Source organism: Flavobacterium sp. ENC, from assembly GCF_020991415.1.
Lineage (GTDB): Bacteria > Bacteroidota > Bacteroidia > Flavobacteriales > Flavobacteriaceae > Flavobacterium.
Window position 1 is genome coordinate 141,374 of record NZ_JAJMOY010000005.1, and the last position, 17,869, is coordinate 159,242.

Genomic DNA, 17,869 nt, shown 5'->3' on the forward strand with positions numbered 1-17,869 from the left:
ATTTTTTTATGTGAAAATTCTCCGCATTTCAGTTCCAACAACTTGAAACCTGAAACAAAGAAAACCTGAAATCTTTTTTTACTCTTTAGCTGCCAAATATCTTTCTGCATCCAGAGCTGCCATACAGCCTGTACCTGCGGCCGTGATCGCCTGACGGTATACATGATCTGCAGCATCACCTGCCACAAAAACACCCGGAATATTGGTATTTGAAGTTCCCGGAGTATTGATGATGTATCCGGTTTCGTCTAAATTCAGGTAATCTTTAAAAATATCAGTATTTGGTTTGTGACCAATGGCAACGAAAAACCCAGTTGCAGGAATTTCAACCACTTCAGCAGTAGTTTTGTTCAAAGCTTTAATGGCGTGCACTACATTTCCATCCCCTACTACTTCAACCGTATCGTGATTCAGTAAAATTTCGATATTTTCGGTTTTGCGAACTCTTTCTTCCATAATTTTTGAAGCTCTGAATTTTTCGCTTCTCACCAACATGGTTACTTTTTTACAAAGTTTAGATAAGTAATGAGCTTCTTCACAGGCAGAATCACCCGCTCCCACAATTACAACTTCCTGATTGCGGTAGAAAAATCCGTCACAAACGGCACAGGCAGAAACTCCGCCGCCCATTTGCAAATAATGTTGTTCTGAAGGCAATCCTAAATATTTAGCCGAAGCACCTGTAGAAATAATTACTGTTTCACAGTGTAATTCGATTGAATCGTTAATCCATACTTTATGAATATCTCCTGAAAAATCAACTTTGGTAGCCCAGCCATCACGAATATCAGAGCCGAAACGTTTGGCTTGTTCCTGCAGCTGAACCATCATTTCAGGTCCTGTAACTCCATCAACATAACCCGGAAAATTCTCTACTTCATTTGTGGTAGTCAACTGACCACCTGGCTGCATTCCCTGATATAAAACCGGATTCATGTTAGCTCTGGCAGCATAAATTGCAGCGGTATAGCCCGCAGGACCAGAACCTATAATTAGGCATTTAATTTTTTCGATTGTATCTGACATAATATGATTGTAATTAATAATTGATGGTGCAAAAGTAAGTTTTTATTGTTGGAAAACAGAGTGCTGTCCATCAGTTTTTGCTATTCCGAGATAGAGAAACAGAAATTACAACGGTCATAAAAAATCCTTTCCACGTAAATTTCAAATAAAAAAATTCCAAATTCCAATAACGAACTGCAAAGTATTGGGACTTGGAATTTTGAATTTGAAAAAATCACAAAAGAGATTTACTCGATAATCATTTTTTTTGTTGCGCTTTTCCCGTCCTGATTTACTTTCAGGATATAAACTCCTTTTTGCAAGCCTTCTACATTTAGCTCTTTACTTTGAGTTTGAACAGAAAGAACACATTTTCCGAGAATATCAAATATTTTAATATCCTTACTGCTGGCTGATTGGGTTTGCACAAATATTGTCCCCTCTTTTACAGGATTTGGATAAACCGAAAAACTTTCCAGCTTATTTTCGGTTACTGCCAGACTCTTATCCCTTTCAATGGTTAGTGTATAAGTTTTTTCTGTGCCATCCTGAGCTGTTACTGTTACAATAACATTATTACTCGCAGAATCTCCCAGATCACCCCACTGCCAAACCTTCCCACTTGACACTATTTCTCCGTTTACTTTTATAGCTGCAGTGATATCCGTCGCAATAGGTGTTATGTCGATAATGCTTACGGCATTAGGCACTTTGGCAACATAGTCTGTTGTTTCTGAAGAGAAAACCGGATCCAGTTTTCCCGCACTCAATGTCAAGCTACTCAAAGTTGCTAAATTGCTAAGGGTAGTGACTGTTGCCGGATTACCTGTGTTTGTAGTACTTAAATAAGAGGGAAGATTAGGATCTCCTCCAAATTCCATCACTATTACCTGATAACTCGTTCCGGGGGTCAAACCGGTTATCTCTATCTTATTATCGGTATTAATCTTGACAATCGTATACCAGCCTGAACTGCCAATCTGATCGCCCATACCAAAGTTTTTATCTTCTTTAAAATAAATATTATCCGGTACAGGACTATTAGCAGTTGTGCCTTTACGCATAAATACGATTCTTCCATTTCCATCCCCATTTGTCCAGTTTACGGTGGTACTGGTGGCCGTTGTATTGATAAAAGTAAGATTCGCAGCCTGAATCGTCGGTGACGGTAAAAGTCTGTAAACTTTTATATTGTATGTTTTTACCGCACCGCTTTGAGCTGTAACTTCTATCGTAATAAGATTAGGAACGTATCCCACTACCAAATTACTAATCTCTTGCGAAGGATTTCCACTAGCAACTGTTACCCCGTTTACTTTTATCCCCGCATTGCTATCAGTAGTAACCGGAGTTACCTTTATGCTACTGACTCCATTAGGTACTCTGGCAACATAATCAGTGGTTTCTGGTGAAAAAACAGTATCCAGTACTCCATCACTTAAAGTCAGATTACTCAAAGTCGCTACATTACTAAGTGTAGTTACAGTTGCGGGATTTCCGGTACTTGCTGTTGTTAAATAAGAGGGATTATGTGGCAAACCGTTAAACTCCATGACCGCTACCTGATAAGTGGTTCCGGGGGTCAGGCCGGTTACCTCTACCTTATTATCGGTATTAATCTTAACAATAGCATACCAGCCTGAACTGCCAATCTGATCCCCCATACCAAAAACTTTACCGTCGTTAAAATAAATATTCTCTGGTAAAGGATTATCCTCTTTTGTTCCTTCACGCATAAATACTATTCTTCCGCCTCCGTTGCCATTCGTCCAGTTTACGGTAGTTGATGTTGCGGTAGTATTGGTAAAAAAGACAGCACTTGCCTGTAGAACAGGGGCTGGTAAAGCAAGTCTGGTTATGGTTACTGTATAAGTCTTTTCCGTGCCATCTTCTGCAGTAACTGTGGTCGTAATAACATTAGTCCCCAATTTTAGATCAACCACTTGCGAAGCGCTTCTGCTTGCAACCGTTATATTATTTACTTTAATAGTTGCCTTATCACTACTCGCCACCGGAGATATTGTAATACTGCTGGTTGCGTTAGGCACCGTAATCTGATAACTTGTGGTAGCTGAATTAAAAACCGGGTCCAGAGTGCCGTCGCTAACACTTAAATTACTTAAAGTCGCTACATCACTAAGCGTAGTCACTGCCGCAGGATTACCGGTACTTGTTGTCGTTAAATAAAATGTACCTTTACCGTGGCTGCTACTATTCGTCATTGCCTGTACCTGATATGTAGTTCCTGGTGTCAAACCGGTTACCACCACCATATTACGCCAAGTATCAGCCACACAATACCAGCCTGCCGTACCAACTTGATCTCCCAAACCAAAAATAGTATTAGGTTTATAATTAACGTTATCTTCCGGCGCAGGATTAGGGTTAGGATTTGTTCCCTTACGCATAAAAACTGCAGTATAATTTCCACCCCCGTATTGCCAACTAATAGTAGTGGTAGTTGCTGTTGTATTTGTAAAAACAAGATTAGAAGCTTGTCTAGTAGGCGTCTCCTGTGCCGCCATCGTTTGAAAAACCGACAAAAAAGCGATCACAACTACCCAAAAAGGCTTTTTCGAAAATAAGAAAGTAAAAGTACGATTCATAACACACTATTTTTTAAACTAATAATATTCGGCCCACCCTTCTTTTCAGTGCTATTCTTTTTACACTTTTGATAAGAATGAAGCCCTATAACCCTAACACAATTGCTATGATTTTGTAAGCAAATTACTTCTAAAAAAAACAAAACGATACCCTCGTGTAATAATTAGAACGATTCATTTAATAACTGGGGGATTGGGGCAATAAGTGTGCTTTGGCACAAGCTTTAAGAACCAATCAACAAGCGATTTCTATTATGGAAAACAGTGAAACAATTGATGAAGAAAAACTTGCAGAGGTTGCAAAAGCATTAGGGTTACCGCAGAGGCGATTAAGAATTTCTCGGAAGAAAATATGACAACTTACTTTAATACTTTTACCGATAATGATTTCAGCAATAACGAAGGTACTGTTGTTGGTACTCGTGACAACAATAACAACTGTATATTTAACCCGTTAGACAAAATGATGGAAATGGTTGATGAAAACCGAAAACTTTACGAACGCCTGGTTCAGGCCGAGAAAGATAAGGTCGAATATTTAGAAAAATTACCAAAAGAAAAATAATTACTACTTAAGAATATAATAGTTCTAAAGAGCGTCAGGTTTAAATTCAAATAAAAAATTCCAAATTCCAATACTGTACAGTTCGTTATTGGAATTTGGAATTTTTTATTTGGAATTTCTCAAAAGATAACTTTAGAGCACAAAAAAAGCCGAACATTTCTGTTCGGCTTTTTGTCGGGGTGGCAGGATTCGAACCTGCGGCCTCCTGCTCCCAAAGCAGGCGCGATAACCGGGCTACGCTACACCCCGTAAGCGGGTGCAAATATATAACTATTTTTTGCTTATCCAAAACAATTTATGAAATAAGAACTATTTTTAATTTCATAGCCTGAATTTGAAAAATACCGAAAGAACTTCCCAATTCGTTTTTATTAAAATCAAATTTCACTTATGACACTTTTTAAGGTCAAATTAACCAATATGTACAGGACTTTTTTATAGCTGTTTTCTTTGAAAAACAAAAAACAGATCCAATCAAACACCCACCAAACAACGGTTAACCTAAGTTTCTTAAATGTTAACAAAATAGATTTTCAAAAACCATAAATAATTGTATTTTTACGGTTCAAAATTCAGAAAATAAATGGGCAAAATCATTGCGATTGCTAATCAAAAAGGAGGCGTTGGAAAGACTACTACATCAGTAAATCTTGCGGCCTCATTAGGTGTTTTAGAGAAAAAAGTATTACTGATAGACGCTGATCCTCAGGCGAATGCTACATCAGGCCTTGGGATTGATGTAGAATCTGTAGAAATTGGTACTTATCAGATACTTGAACATAGCCACACCCCAAAAGAAACTATTGTTCAATGTTCAGCTCCAAATGTTGATGTGATACCTGCTCACATTGACCTTGTTGCCATCGAAATCGAATTGGTTGATAAAGAAAACAGGGAATATATGCTTAAAAAAGCATTGGAAAGTGTGAAAGACGAATATGATTATATCATTATCGACTGTGCACCTTCTCTGGGATTATTAACGTTGAATGCTTTAACAGCGGCTGATTCTGTAGTTATTCCGATTCAGTGTGAGTATTTCGCACTTGAAGGATTAGGAAAATTACTGAATACCATAAAAAGTATCCAGAAAATTCACAACCCGGACCTGGACATCGAAGGATTATTGTTAACCATGTACGATTCGAGATTGCGTTTATCCAATCAGGTTGTGGAAGAGGTTCAAAAACACTTTAACGATATGGTTTTTGATACCGTTATTCAGCGAAATGTAAAATTAAGTGAGGCACCAAGTTTTGGCGAAAGCATCATTAATTATGACGCAACCAGCAAAGGAGCAGTTAATTACATCAATTTAGCTCAGGAAATTATAAAGAAAAACAGTAAATAGTTTTTATGACAAAAGCAATTAAAAAACAAGCCTTAGGAAGAGGATTATCAGCATTATTAAAAGATCCGGAAAACGACATTACCTCAGTAGAAGACAAAAATGCTGACAAGGTTGTTGGAAATATCATAGAGCTTGAAATAAGTGCTATCGAAATAAATCCGTTTCAGCCCCGAAGCAATTTTAATGAAGAATCATTACGCGAATTAGCCACTTCCATTAAAGAATTGGGCGTGATTCAGCCTATTACTGTTCGAAAATTAGACTTCAACAAATACCAGTTAATTTCGGGAGAGCGTCGTTTACGTGCCTCAACACTGGTAGGATTGACTACCGTTCCTGCCTATATCCGTATTGCCAATGACAATGAATCACTGGTTATGGCTTTGGTGGAAAACATTCAGCGTCACGACTTAGATCCAATTGAAATTGCGCTTTCGTACCAGCGTCTGATTGATGAAATTCAATTAACTCAGGAACAAATGAGCGAGCGTGTGGGTAAAAAACGCTCTACCATTGCCAATTACCTGCGTCTTTTAAAATTAGATCCGATTATCCAGACGGGTATTCGTGACGGTTTTATCAGCATGGGTCACGGCAGGGCAATCATTAATATTGAAGACTTGGATGTCCAGACAGACATCTACCAGAAAATAGTAAGCCAGAACTTATCAGTTCGCGAAACAGAAGCTTTGGTCAAAAACTATCATGAAGGCGAAAAACCAAAAGCGGAAGGAAAAGCCAGACCAGAATCTTCTTTTGAAATTGAAGAAATCAAAAAAAGCACTTTCAACGAATATTTTGGTGCGAAAGTTGATATAAAAGTCGCTGGCAACGGTAAAGGAAAAATTACAATTCCTTTTAATTCTGAAGCCGACTTTAACAGAATTATAAAATTAATAAACGGGTAGTGAATAAAATTGTCCCCATAAGTCTATTGTTCTTTCTCATAGGAACCGTTTCTCTTTTTGCCCAGGCAAAAGAAGAGACGGTTTTAGTCGCTAAAGACACTACTAAGTTAGAGGAAATAGATCCGCTTACACCGGCAAAAGCAGCATTCTACTCTGCCATTTTACCGGGTCTTGGTCAGGCTTACAACAAAAAATACTGGAAGATTCCATTAGTCTACGGAGCTATCGGAACCAGTTTATACTTTTACCTCGACAACAATAAAAAATACAATAATTATCGCGATGCCTACAAAAAAAGACTTGAAGGTCTTCCTGACGACTATCAGTTTTTAGATGACAGCAGACTTGTTGCAGGTCAGAAATTCTACCAGAGAAACAGGGATTTATCGGCTTTATTTGTGGTAGGATTTTATGTTTTAAATATCATTGACGCCAATGTTGACGCGGCTTTAATTCAATTCAACGTAAACGAAAGGCTATCACTGCGTCCGGAAATTTACCCTGATGATATGACATTCAGACCCAATGTTGGGCTAACTTTTAATTACCACTTTTAAGTAGAGCTGCTTTCTATTTAAATTCAAAAAATACACAAATGAAAATTGCGCTTTTAGGATACGGAAAAATGGGCAAAGTAATCGAAAGAATTGCTTTAGAAAGAGGCCATGAAATTGTTTTAAAAAAAGATGAATCCAACACCTACGACGGGCTTTCGACTGCTGATGTTGCTATCGACTTTAGTGTTCCGACCGCTGCCGTAGCTAATATTTCAAATTGTTTTCAGTCCAATGTCCCTGTAGTATCAGGCACCACCGGCTGGCTGGAACATTATGATGAAATGACAGCCCTTTGCAACGAAAAACAGGGCGGATTTATTTCCAGCTCCAACTTTAGCTTAGGGGTAAATATTTTCTTTGAACTCAATGAATATTTAGCCAAAATCATGTCTCAGTTCGACTCCTACAAAGTTACAATGGAAGAGATTCACCATACTCAGAAATTAGATGCACCAAGCGGAACCGCTATTTCATTAGCCAAAGGCGTTATTGAAAACAGCAAGTATGCCAACTGGACTTTAGAAGAGGCAAAAACGAATGAGATTCATATAGAAGCAAAAAGAATTGGAGATGTTCCCGGAACTCATACCGTGACTTACGATTCAATTGTGGACAGTATCGAACTAAAACATACCGCTCACAACCGTGAAGGCTTTGCTCTCGGAGCCGTTATAGCAGCAGAATGGCTGGCAGGCAAAAAGGGAATATATACAATGAAAGACGTTTTGAATCTGGAATCTAAATAAGATTAATTTAAAGTTTAAGGTCCAAAATTTAAACAACCTGAAACTTGACACATAAAACTAAAAAACTATGACACTATATCTTTGGTTTGTTTTTTTCCTGGCAGTACAAATTATTCATTTCTTAGGAACATGGAAATTATATCAGGCAGCAGGAAGAAAAAGTTGGGAAGCGGCAGTTCCTGTATACAATTCAATTGTTTTAATGAAAATCATCGGGCGTCCAACGTGGTGGACGTTGTTGCTTTTCATTCCGATTATTAACCTGATTATGTTTCCGGTGGTCTGGGTAGAAACTTTAAGAACGTTCGGCAAGAAATCATCTTTGGATACGTTTTTAGGAATTTTTACTTTCGGATTTTACATTTACTATGTAAACTATACTCAGAAATTAGAATACAATGCAAACCGAAAATTAACGCCTGAAAACAAAACTGCTGATACCGTAAGCTCCTTACTTTTTGCTATCATCGTAGCCACATTAGTACACACTTATATCGTACAGCCGTATACAATTCCGACTTCTTCCTTAGAAAAATCATTATTGATTGGTGACTTTTTGTTTGTGAGTAAAGTTAATTACGGACCAAGAGTTCCGATGACCACGGTAGCGTTACCAATGGTTCATGATTCTATTCCTTTTTTAAAGCGAAAATCGTATTTAAAATGGCCGCAATTGCCTTATTTCAGACTGCCTGCTTTTGAAAAAATAAAAAGAACGGATATTGTGGTTTTTAACTGGCCTGTTGATACCGTACACTATTTCTATGAGCCAAAAGGAAGACCCGGTGTTATAAAACCAATCGACAAAAAATCGAATTACGTAAAAAGATGTGTTGGTATTCCCGGAGACAGCCTGTCTATAAAAGATGGTTTCGTTTTCATCAACGGAAAAAAATTAGTTTTGCCGGAAAGAGCTAAACCACAGTATTCTTATGCTGTTGCACTGGACGGAAAAACACCTATTGACTTTGAAACATTATTAAGAGAGCTGGATATTACGGATCGCGCCGGTTTTAAAAGCGAGAAAAGAGATACGATATTTTTCGCAGCTTTAACAGAAGCCAGTGCTGAAAGACTTAAAAATACTCCCGGAATTACCGATGTAAGAAGAGAAATCGACAAAGGAAATGACAATGCGATCTTCCCTCACATCAACAAATGGAATCAGGATAATTTTGGTCCGATATACATTCCTGAAGCCGGTAAAACGGTTGCTTTAAACAATGTATCTTTACCTTTTTATAAAGAAATCATCACGAATTACGAAGGTAATACTTTGCAAATAGACGGTTCCCATTATTTAATCAACGGAAAACCTGCAACAACTTATACTTTTAAGCAAAACTATTACTGGATGATGGGAGACAACCGTCACAACTCTGAAGATAGCCGTTATTGGGGTTACGTTCCGGAGAGCCATATTGTAGGGAAACCTGTTTTTATCTGGCTAAGCTGGGACACCAACGGAAAAGGAATGAATAAAATTCGCTGGAGCAGGGTATTCACTACTGTTGACGGTGAAGGACAGCCTCAGTCTTACTTTAAGTACTTCCTAATTATTCTTGCCCTTTATTTCGTTGGAGAATTCTTATGGAGAAAAAGAAAAGAAAATAAAGCATAAAAATAAAGTATTTTTAGTTTCAGGTTTCAAGTTTAAAGTTCTGCGCGAACCTGAAACTTGAAACCTGAAATTTTTAACACAAAACGAATCAAACATGAACTCCTTGTTACTTCCTACCTATTTTCCGTCAATCAGTCACTTCGCAGTGATGGCCCAATCTGAAAATATTACTTTTGAAATGGAAGATAATTTTCAGAAACAGACGAACAGAAACCGTACTTATATCTATAGCCCAAACGGAATTCAGTTATTGAATATCCCCGTTAAACATTCGAAAGAACTGCATCAAAAAACAAAAGAGGTACGAATTGAAAATGAATTTGACTGGCGAAAGCAACACTTCAAATCTTTAGAGGCCGCTTACAGAAGCTCTCCTTTTTTTGAATTTTTTGAAGATGACATTCGCCCTGTTTTCGAAAAAGAACATACCTTTTTAATGGATCTCAATATGGAAGTTTTAGAGATCATGACCAAATGCCTGAGAATGAAACTGGAGTTTGGAAAAACCATAGAATACTTTCATGAAGCAGAAAACATTACCGATTACAGGTATTTGGTAAACGGAAAAAAAGACGCTCATTCGTTCGAAAAATACACCCAGGTATTTGATGACAAGCATGGCTTTATAAACAATCTGAGTGTACTGGATTTACTTTTTAATGAAGGTAAATTTGCCATGGATTATTTAAAAACCCAAAAACTAATCTAACTATTCCACGGAGTTTTTTTGGAATTTGGAAATTAAAAAATTGGAAATTTATTCCATTGAAAGCCTTGCCATGATCGGATAATGATCGGAATTTTCGAAATCAGAAAAACTCTGAAATTGTTTTACTTTCATCTTACTGTCCGTAAAAATATAATCGATTCGGGCCGGATAATAGCGAAATTTATACGTGGCACCGAAACCTTCCCCGGCTTCTTCAAAAGTATCCTTCAGCTTTCCTTTTATGTTTCTGTATACATAGGAAAAAGGACTGTTATTCATGTCTCCGCAAATAATAATCGGGCTTTTGCATTGTTTGATATTCTCCTTAAAAATTTCTGCCTGCTCCTGCTGCTGTCTGAATCCTTTACTGATGCGGGCATAAATCAATTGTGATTTCTGCTGGTTTACATTATCGATATTATCCGAAATATCATTGACATCCGGGGAAATCTTAATCGACTGCAAATGCATATTGTACACCCTTATAACATCCTTACCACGCTTTATATCGGCATAGATTACATTATTGTCCGACTTAGGAAAAATAATACTCCCCTGATACAGGATTGGAAATTTTGAAAAAATAGCCTGTCCTGTTTTTATCTGATTCCCGTCTATGAAAATATAGCGGTGCGGATACACTTTTAAGTCAATATGGGCAGAATTGGAGTATTCCTGAATGCATAAGATATCCGGGTCTTTTTCGTCTATAAACGTCTTAATATTCGATGGGATATCATCGCGGTCCAGCCATTTAAACACGTTAAAAAGACGGACATTATAACTCATTACAGAAAAGTCCTTTTCGTCTTCTACATATTCTTTGGCAGAAAATTTATAAAATTTATTAATAAAGGTAATTCCGGTCAGCAAGACCAGACCAGACAAAATAAGGCGTTTTTTGAACTGGATCCCCCAATAGATGAAGAACAGGCCATTCATGACAAAAAAGGCCGGCATAAACAGCGTCAGCACCGACAAAAGCGGAAAGCTCTTGGGTGCGAGAAAAGGCAAAACATAGATACTAAATGTTACTACAGTAAGTACTATATTCAAAAAGAACATCAGTTTATTAAACCAAGACAGGTTTTGCATGCTTTCTTTATTACAAGGATTATTTTCCTGCTTTAAATAAAAATTCTTTTTCTTCTTTGGTCAGACAATCATAGCCGGACTGGCTGATTTTATCCAAAATTTCATCAATTTGCTGTTGCGTTTTATCTTTCGCAACAATTCTTGAAATTGGTTTTTCTGTAGGTTTTTTATAATTCTTATGGACTGTCCTGAAGGGGGTTGCAGGTGATTTTCTGAACAAATTGGTAAAAAAGTCCAATGTTCTGGAGATCACTATGCTCAGGTCAGTCCCATTTTGAAGCAATTTAATAAAAATAAATCCAAAAACAGCACCCGCCAGGTGCGAAATGTGTCCGCCCATATTACCCAGGCGCAACTGCATTAAATCTAAAATTAAAATCACGGCAGTAATATGCCATAATTTTACGTTTCCAATCAGTAACAAACGAACATTCATCAGCGGCTGATAAGTTGTTGTTGCCACTAAAATCGCCATAATAGCGGCTGAAGCCCCGACAATAGAAGCCGAATAATTTAAAAAATAATAGGTCAGAATAAAAACGATTCCGGAAAAAACAGCACTTAAAATATACAATCCCAGATATTGTTTTTGTGTAAAGAAGGTTAAAAACAATGAACTTGCAAAATTCAAAACCATCATATTAAACAACAGATGCAAAAATCCATCGTGAAAAAAGGCATAGGTCAGAAATGTCCAGGGTTTAAACAAAAACACTTCAGGATCTGATGATAAAGCCAGCCAGCCCGGAAAATCAAACTGTCCGATTGAATATTGATAAAAGAACACTAACGAAATCAGAAAGCAGGCAATATTCCAGTAAATAACGCGCATGGCAATGCCTCCTAATTTATACTGTAATTTTAAATCATCGAGAATATTCATAAAAGCTTTTTTAAGTTTCTAGTATTGATCTTAAAATTAAAAATTAATTCCAACGATTGCTATTAAACTGATTCTTTTTCCAGTACAGCATCATTAAAAAACCCGTTAATGCCCCACCTAAGTGGGCAAAATGGGCAACACCCGTACCGCCGCTGCCAAATAATGAATTACCTCTGAAACCTAAAAACAAATCAATTGCTAAAATTACCGGAACAAAATATTTTGCTTTGATTGGAACCGGAATAAACATTAAAGCCAGTTCTGCATTAGGAAACATAAAAGCAAAGGCCGTTAACAAACCATATATTGCTCCTGAGGCACCTACAACAGTCCCCATATAAGCTCCGGTAAAACTTTCAAATTGCGAAACTGTCAGCAATTCCTGCCATCTGGTATCGATTTTACCTTCATTCAGAAGTTGCAAAATCTCTGTTTTATTGAAACCATTAGCTGTCAGCGTATTGATACTGTCCTGAAAAAAATAATAATTTACACCAGTATGCAGTAGTGCAGCTCCCAGTCCGCAAGAGATATAAAAGAAAAGGAATTTTTTACCGCCCCAAAAATGCTCTAATGCCGATCCGAAAGATACCATTGCAAACATATTAAATGCGATGTGCAGGATTCCGCCATGCATAAACATATGTGTGATAGGCTGCCAGGCTTTAAAACTTGGGTTTTCCGGAAAAAACATCGCAAAATATTCATAGGAAACAGGCACTAATTGCGAACCAATAAAAAAGATAATATTGATTATCAGCAATTGTTTTACTACAGGAGTCATGTTCATCATAAGGCAAACTTTTTATCTATATCTTCCACACGCATTGTGATGAAAGTAGGTTTTTGAAAAGGTGAAATATTAGGATCTTTACAGGCAAATAATCCGTTTACTAAATTATCCTGTTCTTTTTCGGTTAAATAAGATCCGGTTTTAACCGCTAAACTTTTGGCCATCGATTTGGCTATGGTATCGTTTTGACTGTAACTGCTCGCCGGAATTCCGTCCTGCAGATCACTTACTAATTGTTCGATTACCATTGAAACTTCGCTTTCTGTAATATTGACAGGAATTCCTGAAATCACAATATGATCGGTTTGGGCTTCATCAAACACAAAACCCGTTGTTTCTAATGAGGGCTTTAGTTCTTCAATTAATGTCATTTCATCTGAAGAATAGAACAAATTCAAAGGAAACAGCAATTGCTGACTTGAAGCCTGATTGACAGTCATATTCAACAGAAACTGCTCGTATAAAATACGCTGATGTGCCCGCTGCTGGTCCACAATCACCATTCCGGATTTTATTGGCGAAACAATATATTTTTTATGGATCTGATAGGTTTTCTGAATGACCTGCTCTACATCCTCATCGTTAAATAAAGAGGACGTTACTTCTTCATTTTCGAATGTAAAAGGAGAACTTTCAATACTTTCTGTTTCTGTTTCCAAACCCACATACAGACTTTCCCAACTGGCTGTTGGTTCCACTCTCTTCGAATAGCCTGAATAGGAACCAGAGCTGCTTCCGGATCCTGATTTAGAATAATGCTGATTGGTTTTGTCGTCCGTAAAGGGATTAAAAGTTCCATCTACCTGAATCGTTGGCGTTTCGCCTTCTAAATCTTTATAATGATACGGTGTGTCTAAATTGGCATCACGATCAAAATCAAGTACGGGAGCTACATTAAACTGTCCTAAACTATGTTTGATCGAAGCTCTTAAAATGGCATACAAAGCCTGTTCGTCGTCAAACTTGATTTCCGTCTTAGTCGGATGAATATTGATATCAATGGTATTTGGCGGTACTTGCAGGTAAAGAAAATAACTCGGCTGTGAACCATCTTTTAAAAGTCCGTCATAAGCCGCCATTACGGCGTGGTGCAAATAACCGCTTTTAATAAACCGGTCGTTTACAAAAAAAAACTGCTCTCCCCTGTTTTTCTTGGCGAATTCAGGTTTACATACAAATCCCTGTACGTTTATGATCTCGGTTTCTTCGTTTACGGGAACTAATTTTTCATTGGTTTTTCCGGACATAATCCCAACAATTCGCTGACGGTACCCCGCAGCAGGCAAATTGTACATTTCGCTTCCATTGTGATAAAAAGTAAAATGAATATTGGGATGTGCCAACGCTACACGCTGGAATTCATCCATGACGTGGCGAAATTCCACCGTATCGGATTTTAAGAAGTTACGGCGTGCCGGAATATTAAAAAACAGATTTTTAACCGCAAATGAAGTTCCTTTAGGCAAAACGGCCACTTCCTGAGAGATAAATTTACTGCCTTCAATGACGATATGCGTTCCCAGTTCTTCCTGGTCCTGTTTCGTTTTCATTTCCATGTGGGCAATTGCAGCGATAGAAGCCAGTGCTTCGCCACGAAAGCCTTTGGTATGAAGCGAGAACAAATCTTCTGCCTGACGTATTTTTGAGGTAGCATGACGTGCAAAGCACAAACGCGCATCGGTCACACTCATTCCTGCCCCATTATCAATCACCTGAACCAACGATTTTCCGGCATCTTTAATAATCAATTTAATGTCGGTTGCTTTGGCGTCAACAGCGTTTTCTAATAACTCTTTTACAACCGAAGCAGGTCTTTGAACTACCTCTCCGGCGGCAATCTGATTAGCAACGTGATCAGGAAGTAATTGAATAATACTTGACATTTAAAATTTTGGATTGTGGATTAACGATTTAAGATTTTTGATTTAAAATCTAAACCAAGGTGTACAAATTTAATGAATTTCCGTTGGCTTTTTAAATAAGTGGTATCATAAAAAAAACAAAAAACCTATACTATTTTTACACAGTACAGGTTTTAGTATTTTTAAAACGATTGTGTTTTATTCTTTCTCGATTTTTATCGGCGTCTCTTCGATTTGAATAGCTCCTGAAGCCAATAAAGGCTGGTGAAAAGGATGTGACATAGAAGCCTGTTGACGGATGTAAGCCATTTTTATAGCTGCAATTGCCGCTTCGGTTCCTTTGTTTCCGTGAATCCCACCGCTTCTGTCAATAGACTGCTGCATGTTATTGTCTGTTAAAACACAAAAAATAACCGGAATATCCGTTTGAACATTCAAATCCTTAATTCCCTGCGTAACACCTTCGCATACAAAATCAAAATGTTTCGTTTGTCCCTGAATGACACATCCAATTACGATAACGGCATCCACATTTTGGGTCTGCAGCATTTTTTTTGCACCATAAATAAGCTCAAAGCTTCCCGGTACATTCCAACGGATAATTTGCTGAGCAGGAACTTCATTGTCAATTAATGCCTCAAATGCACCATTGTAAAGTCCCTCAGTTATAGTTTCATTCCACTCAGAAACAACAATCCCAAATCGAAAGTTTTTCGCATTTGGGATCGTGTTTTTATCGTATTCTGATAAATTTTTATTTTCGGTAGCCATCTTTATATTTTAGATTTTAAATTTTAGACTTAAGATTTCAGATTCTGAAATACAAATCTACAATCTTAAATCTAAATTCTGCAATAAATTATTGCGCTAATCCAATCAATACATCAACAGAAGCAGCTTCCGGAGTTGCATCGAAGTTTTCTTTAATATCTGTAAAGTATTTTAAAGCATCCTCTTTCTGACCTAAAGCCAAAGCTGTTTTACCTGCTTTAAGCAGAAAACGAGGTGTTGTAAAATCGTTTTTGTTAGATTCAGCTGCTTTTACATAATAGTCTAAAGCTTCTTTCTGTTGGTTTTTCTGAGAGTAAGCATCTCCGATTGCACCTTTTGCCAAAGCACTTAAGATTAAATCTTCAGATTTGAATTCCCCTAGGTATTTGATAGCCTCATCAAATTTACCTGTATTCAGATACGCCATACCCGCATAGTAATTTGCCAGGTTTCCGGCATCAGTTCCGGAATATTCGTCAGCAATTTTAAGGAATCCGAATTTACCTTCAGAACCATTCAAAGCTAATTTGTATAAAGAATCGCTTGCTACACCATCAGTCGCCTTTTGGAAATTTTGTTGTGCAACAAACATTTCGTTTGCAGCTTCGTCTTGTTTCGGAGCTTCGATAAATTTTTGGTAAGCCAAATATCCAATAGTGGCAACCGCAATACCAGCAACTAAACCAATAATGATTTTTTGATTTTTAGCAACCCAATCCTCTGTTTTAGAAGCAGTCTCATCTAATTTTGAAAAAACACCAGCTGTAGTGCTGTCTTTTTCGTCAATGATTACCTGTTGTTCTTCATTTACTTCTTTAACTTCCTTTTCTTTTGGTGCTTTATATCCTCTTTTATTGTAAGTAGCCATTTAAAATTAATTTAGTGAACGGCAAAAATAAAATTTTTATTGAAACTGAGGTAAAAAAAATCAATTTTATCACTATTTTAAAAAAAATAATTTCAACAATCCTAACTCCTTTCCTTTCAATGGCAAAATAATTCATCCTGAAAAGCTTCAAAAGCCTTTTATATCGATAATTTTCGATAATTTGCACCCTCAAATTTTTGTTGTTCAAAACATGACTTTTCCTGAGCTGCGGGTATCATTTTAGCCACAGATTTTAAAGATTCTCACAGATTAGAGCACTATTTTTAAAGAAATCCTTTGAAAATTCTTCAATCTGTAGCGTAAAAATTGAATCTCCGGGAAAACTCCTGCTCAAAACAGCAGATTTTATCCTTAAAAATGCATTTAAACAAAATTTCTTTATTCAATTATAAAAATTTCTCCGAAGCCAGTTTTGATTTCGACCACAAGATCAATTGTTTTGTCGGGAAAAACGGAATAGGAAAAACTAACGTGCTGGATGCTATTTATCATTTGGCTTATGGAAAAAGTTATTTCAATCCGCTGGCCGTTCAGAACATCAAACATGGCGAAGAGTTTTTTGTAATTGATGCCGAGCTGGAAAAAAATGACAGAACCGAGCAAATTGTCTGCAGTTTAAAAAAAGGGCAGAAAAAAATCTTAAAAAGAAACGGCAAAGCTTACGATAAATTCTCCGATCACATTGGATTTATTCCATTAGTGATTATTTCCCCTGCCGACCGCGATCTGATTGTGGAAGGAAGCGAGACAAGACGTAAATTTATGGACAGTGTGATTTCGCAATTAGACCATACGTATTTGCATCAGCTCATTCAATATCAGAAAATCATTGTACAGCGAAATGCCCTTCTGAAATATTTTGCCCTGAATCATGTTTTTGACAACGATACCTTATCTATATATAATGAACAGCTGGATGCTTTTGGAAAATCTATTTTTGAAAAACGAAAAGATTTCCTCGAACAGTTTATCCCTATATTTAAGAAGCACCATCAGGCTATAACCGGCTCTGAAGAATCGGTGCAGCTGGTTTATGAAAGTCATCTGTTCGAAAAAAACCTGCTGATGCTTTTACAGGAAACGATTAACAAGGATCGCGCCTTACATTATACCAGTTCAGGAATTCACAAGGATGATTTATCTTTTGAAATTGACGGTTATCCGATAAAGAAATTCGGTTCGCAGGGTCAGCAAAAGTCATTTCTGATTGCCCTGAAACTGGCTCAGTTTGAATTTCTGAAAAAACAAAGCGGCGTAAAACCGCTGCTGCTTTTTGATGATATTTTTGACAAATTAGACGAAAGCCGGGTGGCAAAAATTATTGAAATGGTAAACAGTGATACGTTTGGGCAGCTTTTTATTTCAGACACCCATCCGGATCGTACCGAAGCGATTGTAAAATCAACACACCAGAGTTATAAGATCTTTAATCTGTAAGAAGCTTTTTTGCCACGAATTCCACAAATTTTCACTAATTGTCCTAATATGCAATAATTATTAGCCACAGG

General features: G+C 37.2%; 15 protein-coding genes, 1 tRNA gene and 1 pseudogene. 8 read left to right on the forward strand and 9 right to left on the reverse strand.

Going from position 1 to position 17,869, the window contains the following annotated elements:
• Positions 1 to 78 precede the first annotated feature (78 nt).
• Together trxB and LPB89_RS14685 are read right to left on the reverse strand one after the other, a co-directional pair.
• Positions 79 to 1,026: a thioredoxin-disulfide reductase gene (gene trxB, locus LPB89_RS14680; RefSeq protein WP_230702493.1), complete on the reverse strand. Its 948-nt coding sequence runs from the start codon at positions 1,024 to 1,026 to the stop codon at positions 79 to 81.
• 227 nt (positions 1,027 to 1,253) lie between these two features.
• A complete protein-coding gene (locus LPB89_RS14685; RefSeq protein ID WP_230702494.1) occupies positions 1,254 to 3,611 on the reverse strand; it encodes a cadherin-like beta sandwich domain-containing protein in 2,358 nt (785 codons plus the stop codon).
• Positions 3,612 to 3,820: 209 nt separating this feature from the next.
• On the opposite strand from LPB89_RS14685, the pseudogene LPB89_RS14690 reads away from it, so the two are divergent.
• Positions 3,821 to 4,176 (forward strand): annotated as a pseudogene (locus tag LPB89_RS14690) (transcriptional regulator); the annotation flags it as partial.
• 174 nt (positions 4,177 to 4,350) lie between these two features.
• Here LPB89_RS14690 and LPB89_RS14695 read toward each other — a convergent pair.
• A tRNA-Pro gene (locus LPB89_RS14695) sits at positions 4,351 to 4,425 on the reverse strand.
• A 334-nt stretch (positions 4,426 to 4,759) separates the two neighbouring features.
• On the opposite strand from LPB89_RS14695, the gene LPB89_RS14700 reads away from it, so the two are divergent.
• The 6 genes from LPB89_RS14700 (at position 4,760) to LPB89_RS14725 (ending at position 10,068) form a co-directional block, all read left to right on the forward strand.
• Positions 4,760 to 5,527 (forward strand): ParA family protein, encoded by a 768-nt coding sequence (locus LPB89_RS14700; protein ID WP_029272236.1) that lies wholly within the window; start codon positions 4,760 to 4,762, stop codon positions 5,525 to 5,527.
• A gap of 5 nt (positions 5,528 to 5,532) precedes the next feature.
• On the forward strand, positions 5,533 to 6,435 hold the full coding sequence (locus LPB89_RS14705) for a ParB/RepB/Spo0J family partition protein (RefSeq protein WP_230702495.1): 903 nt from the start codon (positions 5,533 to 5,535) through the stop codon (positions 6,433 to 6,435).
• Positions 6,435 to 6,992 (forward strand): DUF5683 domain-containing protein, encoded by a 558-nt coding sequence (locus tag LPB89_RS14710; protein WP_230702496.1) that lies wholly within the window; start codon positions 6,435 to 6,437, stop codon positions 6,990 to 6,992. The genes LPB89_RS14705 and LPB89_RS14710 overlap by 1 nt, the downstream gene beginning before the upstream one ends.
• Before the next feature lie 38 nt (positions 6,993 to 7,030).
• Complete coding sequence (gene dapB / locus LPB89_RS14715; protein WP_230702497.1) at positions 7,031 to 7,738, forward strand: 4-hydroxy-tetrahydrodipicolinate reductase; 708 nt, start codon at positions 7,031 to 7,033, stop codon at positions 7,736 to 7,738.
• A gap of 67 nt (positions 7,739 to 7,805) precedes the next feature.
• On the forward strand, positions 7,806 to 9,359 hold the full coding sequence (gene lepB, locus LPB89_RS14720) for a signal peptidase I (RefSeq protein ID WP_230702498.1): 1,554 nt from the start codon (positions 7,806 to 7,808) through the stop codon (positions 9,357 to 9,359).
• Between the two features lie 94 nt (positions 9,360 to 9,453).
• Positions 9,454 to 10,068 carry a WbqC family protein gene (locus tag LPB89_RS14725; protein ID WP_230702499.1) on the forward strand — a complete coding sequence of 205 codons (615 nt, stop codon included), beginning with the start codon at positions 9,454 to 9,456 and terminating at the stop codon, positions 10,066 to 10,068.
• Positions 10,069 to 10,116: 48 nt separating this feature from the next.
• Here LPB89_RS14725 and LPB89_RS14730 read toward each other — a convergent pair whose 3' ends face one another.
• The 6 genes from LPB89_RS14730 to LPB89_RS14755 form a co-directional block, all read right to left on the reverse strand.
• A complete protein-coding gene (locus LPB89_RS14730) occupies positions 10,117 to 11,133 on the reverse strand; it encodes an endonuclease/exonuclease/phosphatase family protein (RefSeq protein WP_230702724.1) in 1,017 nt (338 codons plus the stop codon).
• A gap of 49 nt (positions 11,134 to 11,182) precedes the next feature.
• Entirely contained in the window at positions 11,183 to 12,046 is an 864-nt protein-coding gene (locus LPB89_RS14735) for a rhomboid family intramembrane serine protease (RefSeq protein WP_230702500.1), read from the reverse strand.
• Positions 12,047 to 12,089: 43 nt separating this feature from the next.
• A complete protein-coding gene (locus LPB89_RS14740) occupies positions 12,090 to 12,839 on the reverse strand; it encodes a rhomboid family intramembrane serine protease (protein WP_230702501.1) in 750 nt (249 codons plus the stop codon).
• A complete protein-coding gene (gene mutL / locus LPB89_RS14745; protein WP_230702502.1) occupies positions 12,836 to 14,722 on the reverse strand; it encodes a DNA mismatch repair endonuclease MutL in 1,887 nt (628 codons plus the stop codon). The genes LPB89_RS14740 and mutL overlap by 4 nt, the downstream gene beginning before the upstream one ends.
• 177 nt (positions 14,723 to 14,899) lie before the next feature.
• Positions 14,900 to 15,472, reverse strand: coding sequence for a 6,7-dimethyl-8-ribityllumazine synthase (gene ribH / locus LPB89_RS14750; RefSeq protein WP_230702503.1), 573 nt, complete (start codon positions 15,470 to 15,472; stop codon positions 14,900 to 14,902).
• Between the two features lie 88 nt (positions 15,473 to 15,560).
• Positions 15,561 to 16,340 carry a tol-pal system YbgF family protein gene (locus LPB89_RS14755; protein WP_230702504.1) on the reverse strand — a complete coding sequence of 260 codons (780 nt, stop codon included), beginning with the start codon at positions 16,338 to 16,340 and terminating at the stop codon, positions 15,561 to 15,563.
• A gap of 378 nt (positions 16,341 to 16,718) precedes the next feature.
• Between LPB89_RS14755 and LPB89_RS14760 the strand changes: the two genes are divergently transcribed.
• Positions 16,719 to 17,798, forward strand: a complete 1,080-nt coding sequence (locus tag LPB89_RS14760; RefSeq protein ID WP_230702505.1) for a DNA replication/repair protein RecF — start codon at positions 16,719 to 16,721, stop codon at positions 17,796 to 17,798.
• The last annotated feature ends 71 nt before the right edge of the window (positions 17,799 to 17,869 follow it).

Coding starts and splice junctions, on each gene's coding strand:
- trxB (WP_230702493.1), bottom strand. CDS start 1,026: ATGTCAGATACAATCGAAAAAATTAAATGCCTAATTATAGGTTCTGGT.
- LPB89_RS14685 (WP_230702494.1), bottom strand. CDS start 3,611: ATGAATCGTACTTTTACTTTCTTATTTTCGAAAAAGCCTTTTTGGGTA.
- LPB89_RS14700 (WP_029272236.1), top strand. CDS start 4,760: ATGGGCAAAATCATTGCGATTGCTAATCAAAAAGGAGGCGTTGGAAAG.
- LPB89_RS14705 (WP_230702495.1), top strand. CDS start 5,533: ATGACAAAAGCAATTAAAAAACAAGCCTTAGGAAGAGGATTATCAGCA.
- dapB (WP_230702497.1), top strand. CDS start 7,031: ATGAAAATTGCGCTTTTAGGATACGGAAAAATGGGCAAAGTAATCGAA.
- lepB (WP_230702498.1), top strand. CDS start 7,806: ATGACACTATATCTTTGGTTTGTTTTTTTCCTGGCAGTACAAATTATT.
- LPB89_RS14725 (WP_230702499.1), top strand. CDS start 9,454: ATGAACTCCTTGTTACTTCCTACCTATTTTCCGTCAATCAGTCACTTC.
- LPB89_RS14730 (WP_230702724.1), bottom strand. CDS start 11,133: ATGTTCTTTTTGAATATAGTACTTACTGTAGTAACATTTAGTATCTAT.
- LPB89_RS14735 (WP_230702500.1), bottom strand. CDS start 12,046: ATGAATATTCTCGATGATTTAAAATTACAGTATAAATTAGGAGGCATT.
- LPB89_RS14740 (WP_230702501.1), bottom strand. CDS start 12,839: ATGATGAACATGACTCCTGTAGTAAAACAATTGCTGATAATCAATATT.
- mutL (WP_230702502.1), bottom strand. CDS start 14,722: ATGTCAAGTATTATTCAATTACTTCCTGATCACGTTGCTAATCAGATT.
- ribH (WP_230702503.1), bottom strand. CDS start 15,472: ATGGCTACCGAAAATAAAAATTTATCAGAATACGATAAAAACACGATC.
- LPB89_RS14755 (WP_230702504.1), bottom strand. CDS start 16,340: ATGGCTACTTACAATAAAAGAGGATATAAAGCACCAAAAGAAAAGGAA.
- LPB89_RS14760 (WP_230702505.1), top strand. CDS start 16,719: ATGCATTTAAACAAAATTTCTTTATTCAATTATAAAAATTTCTCCGAA.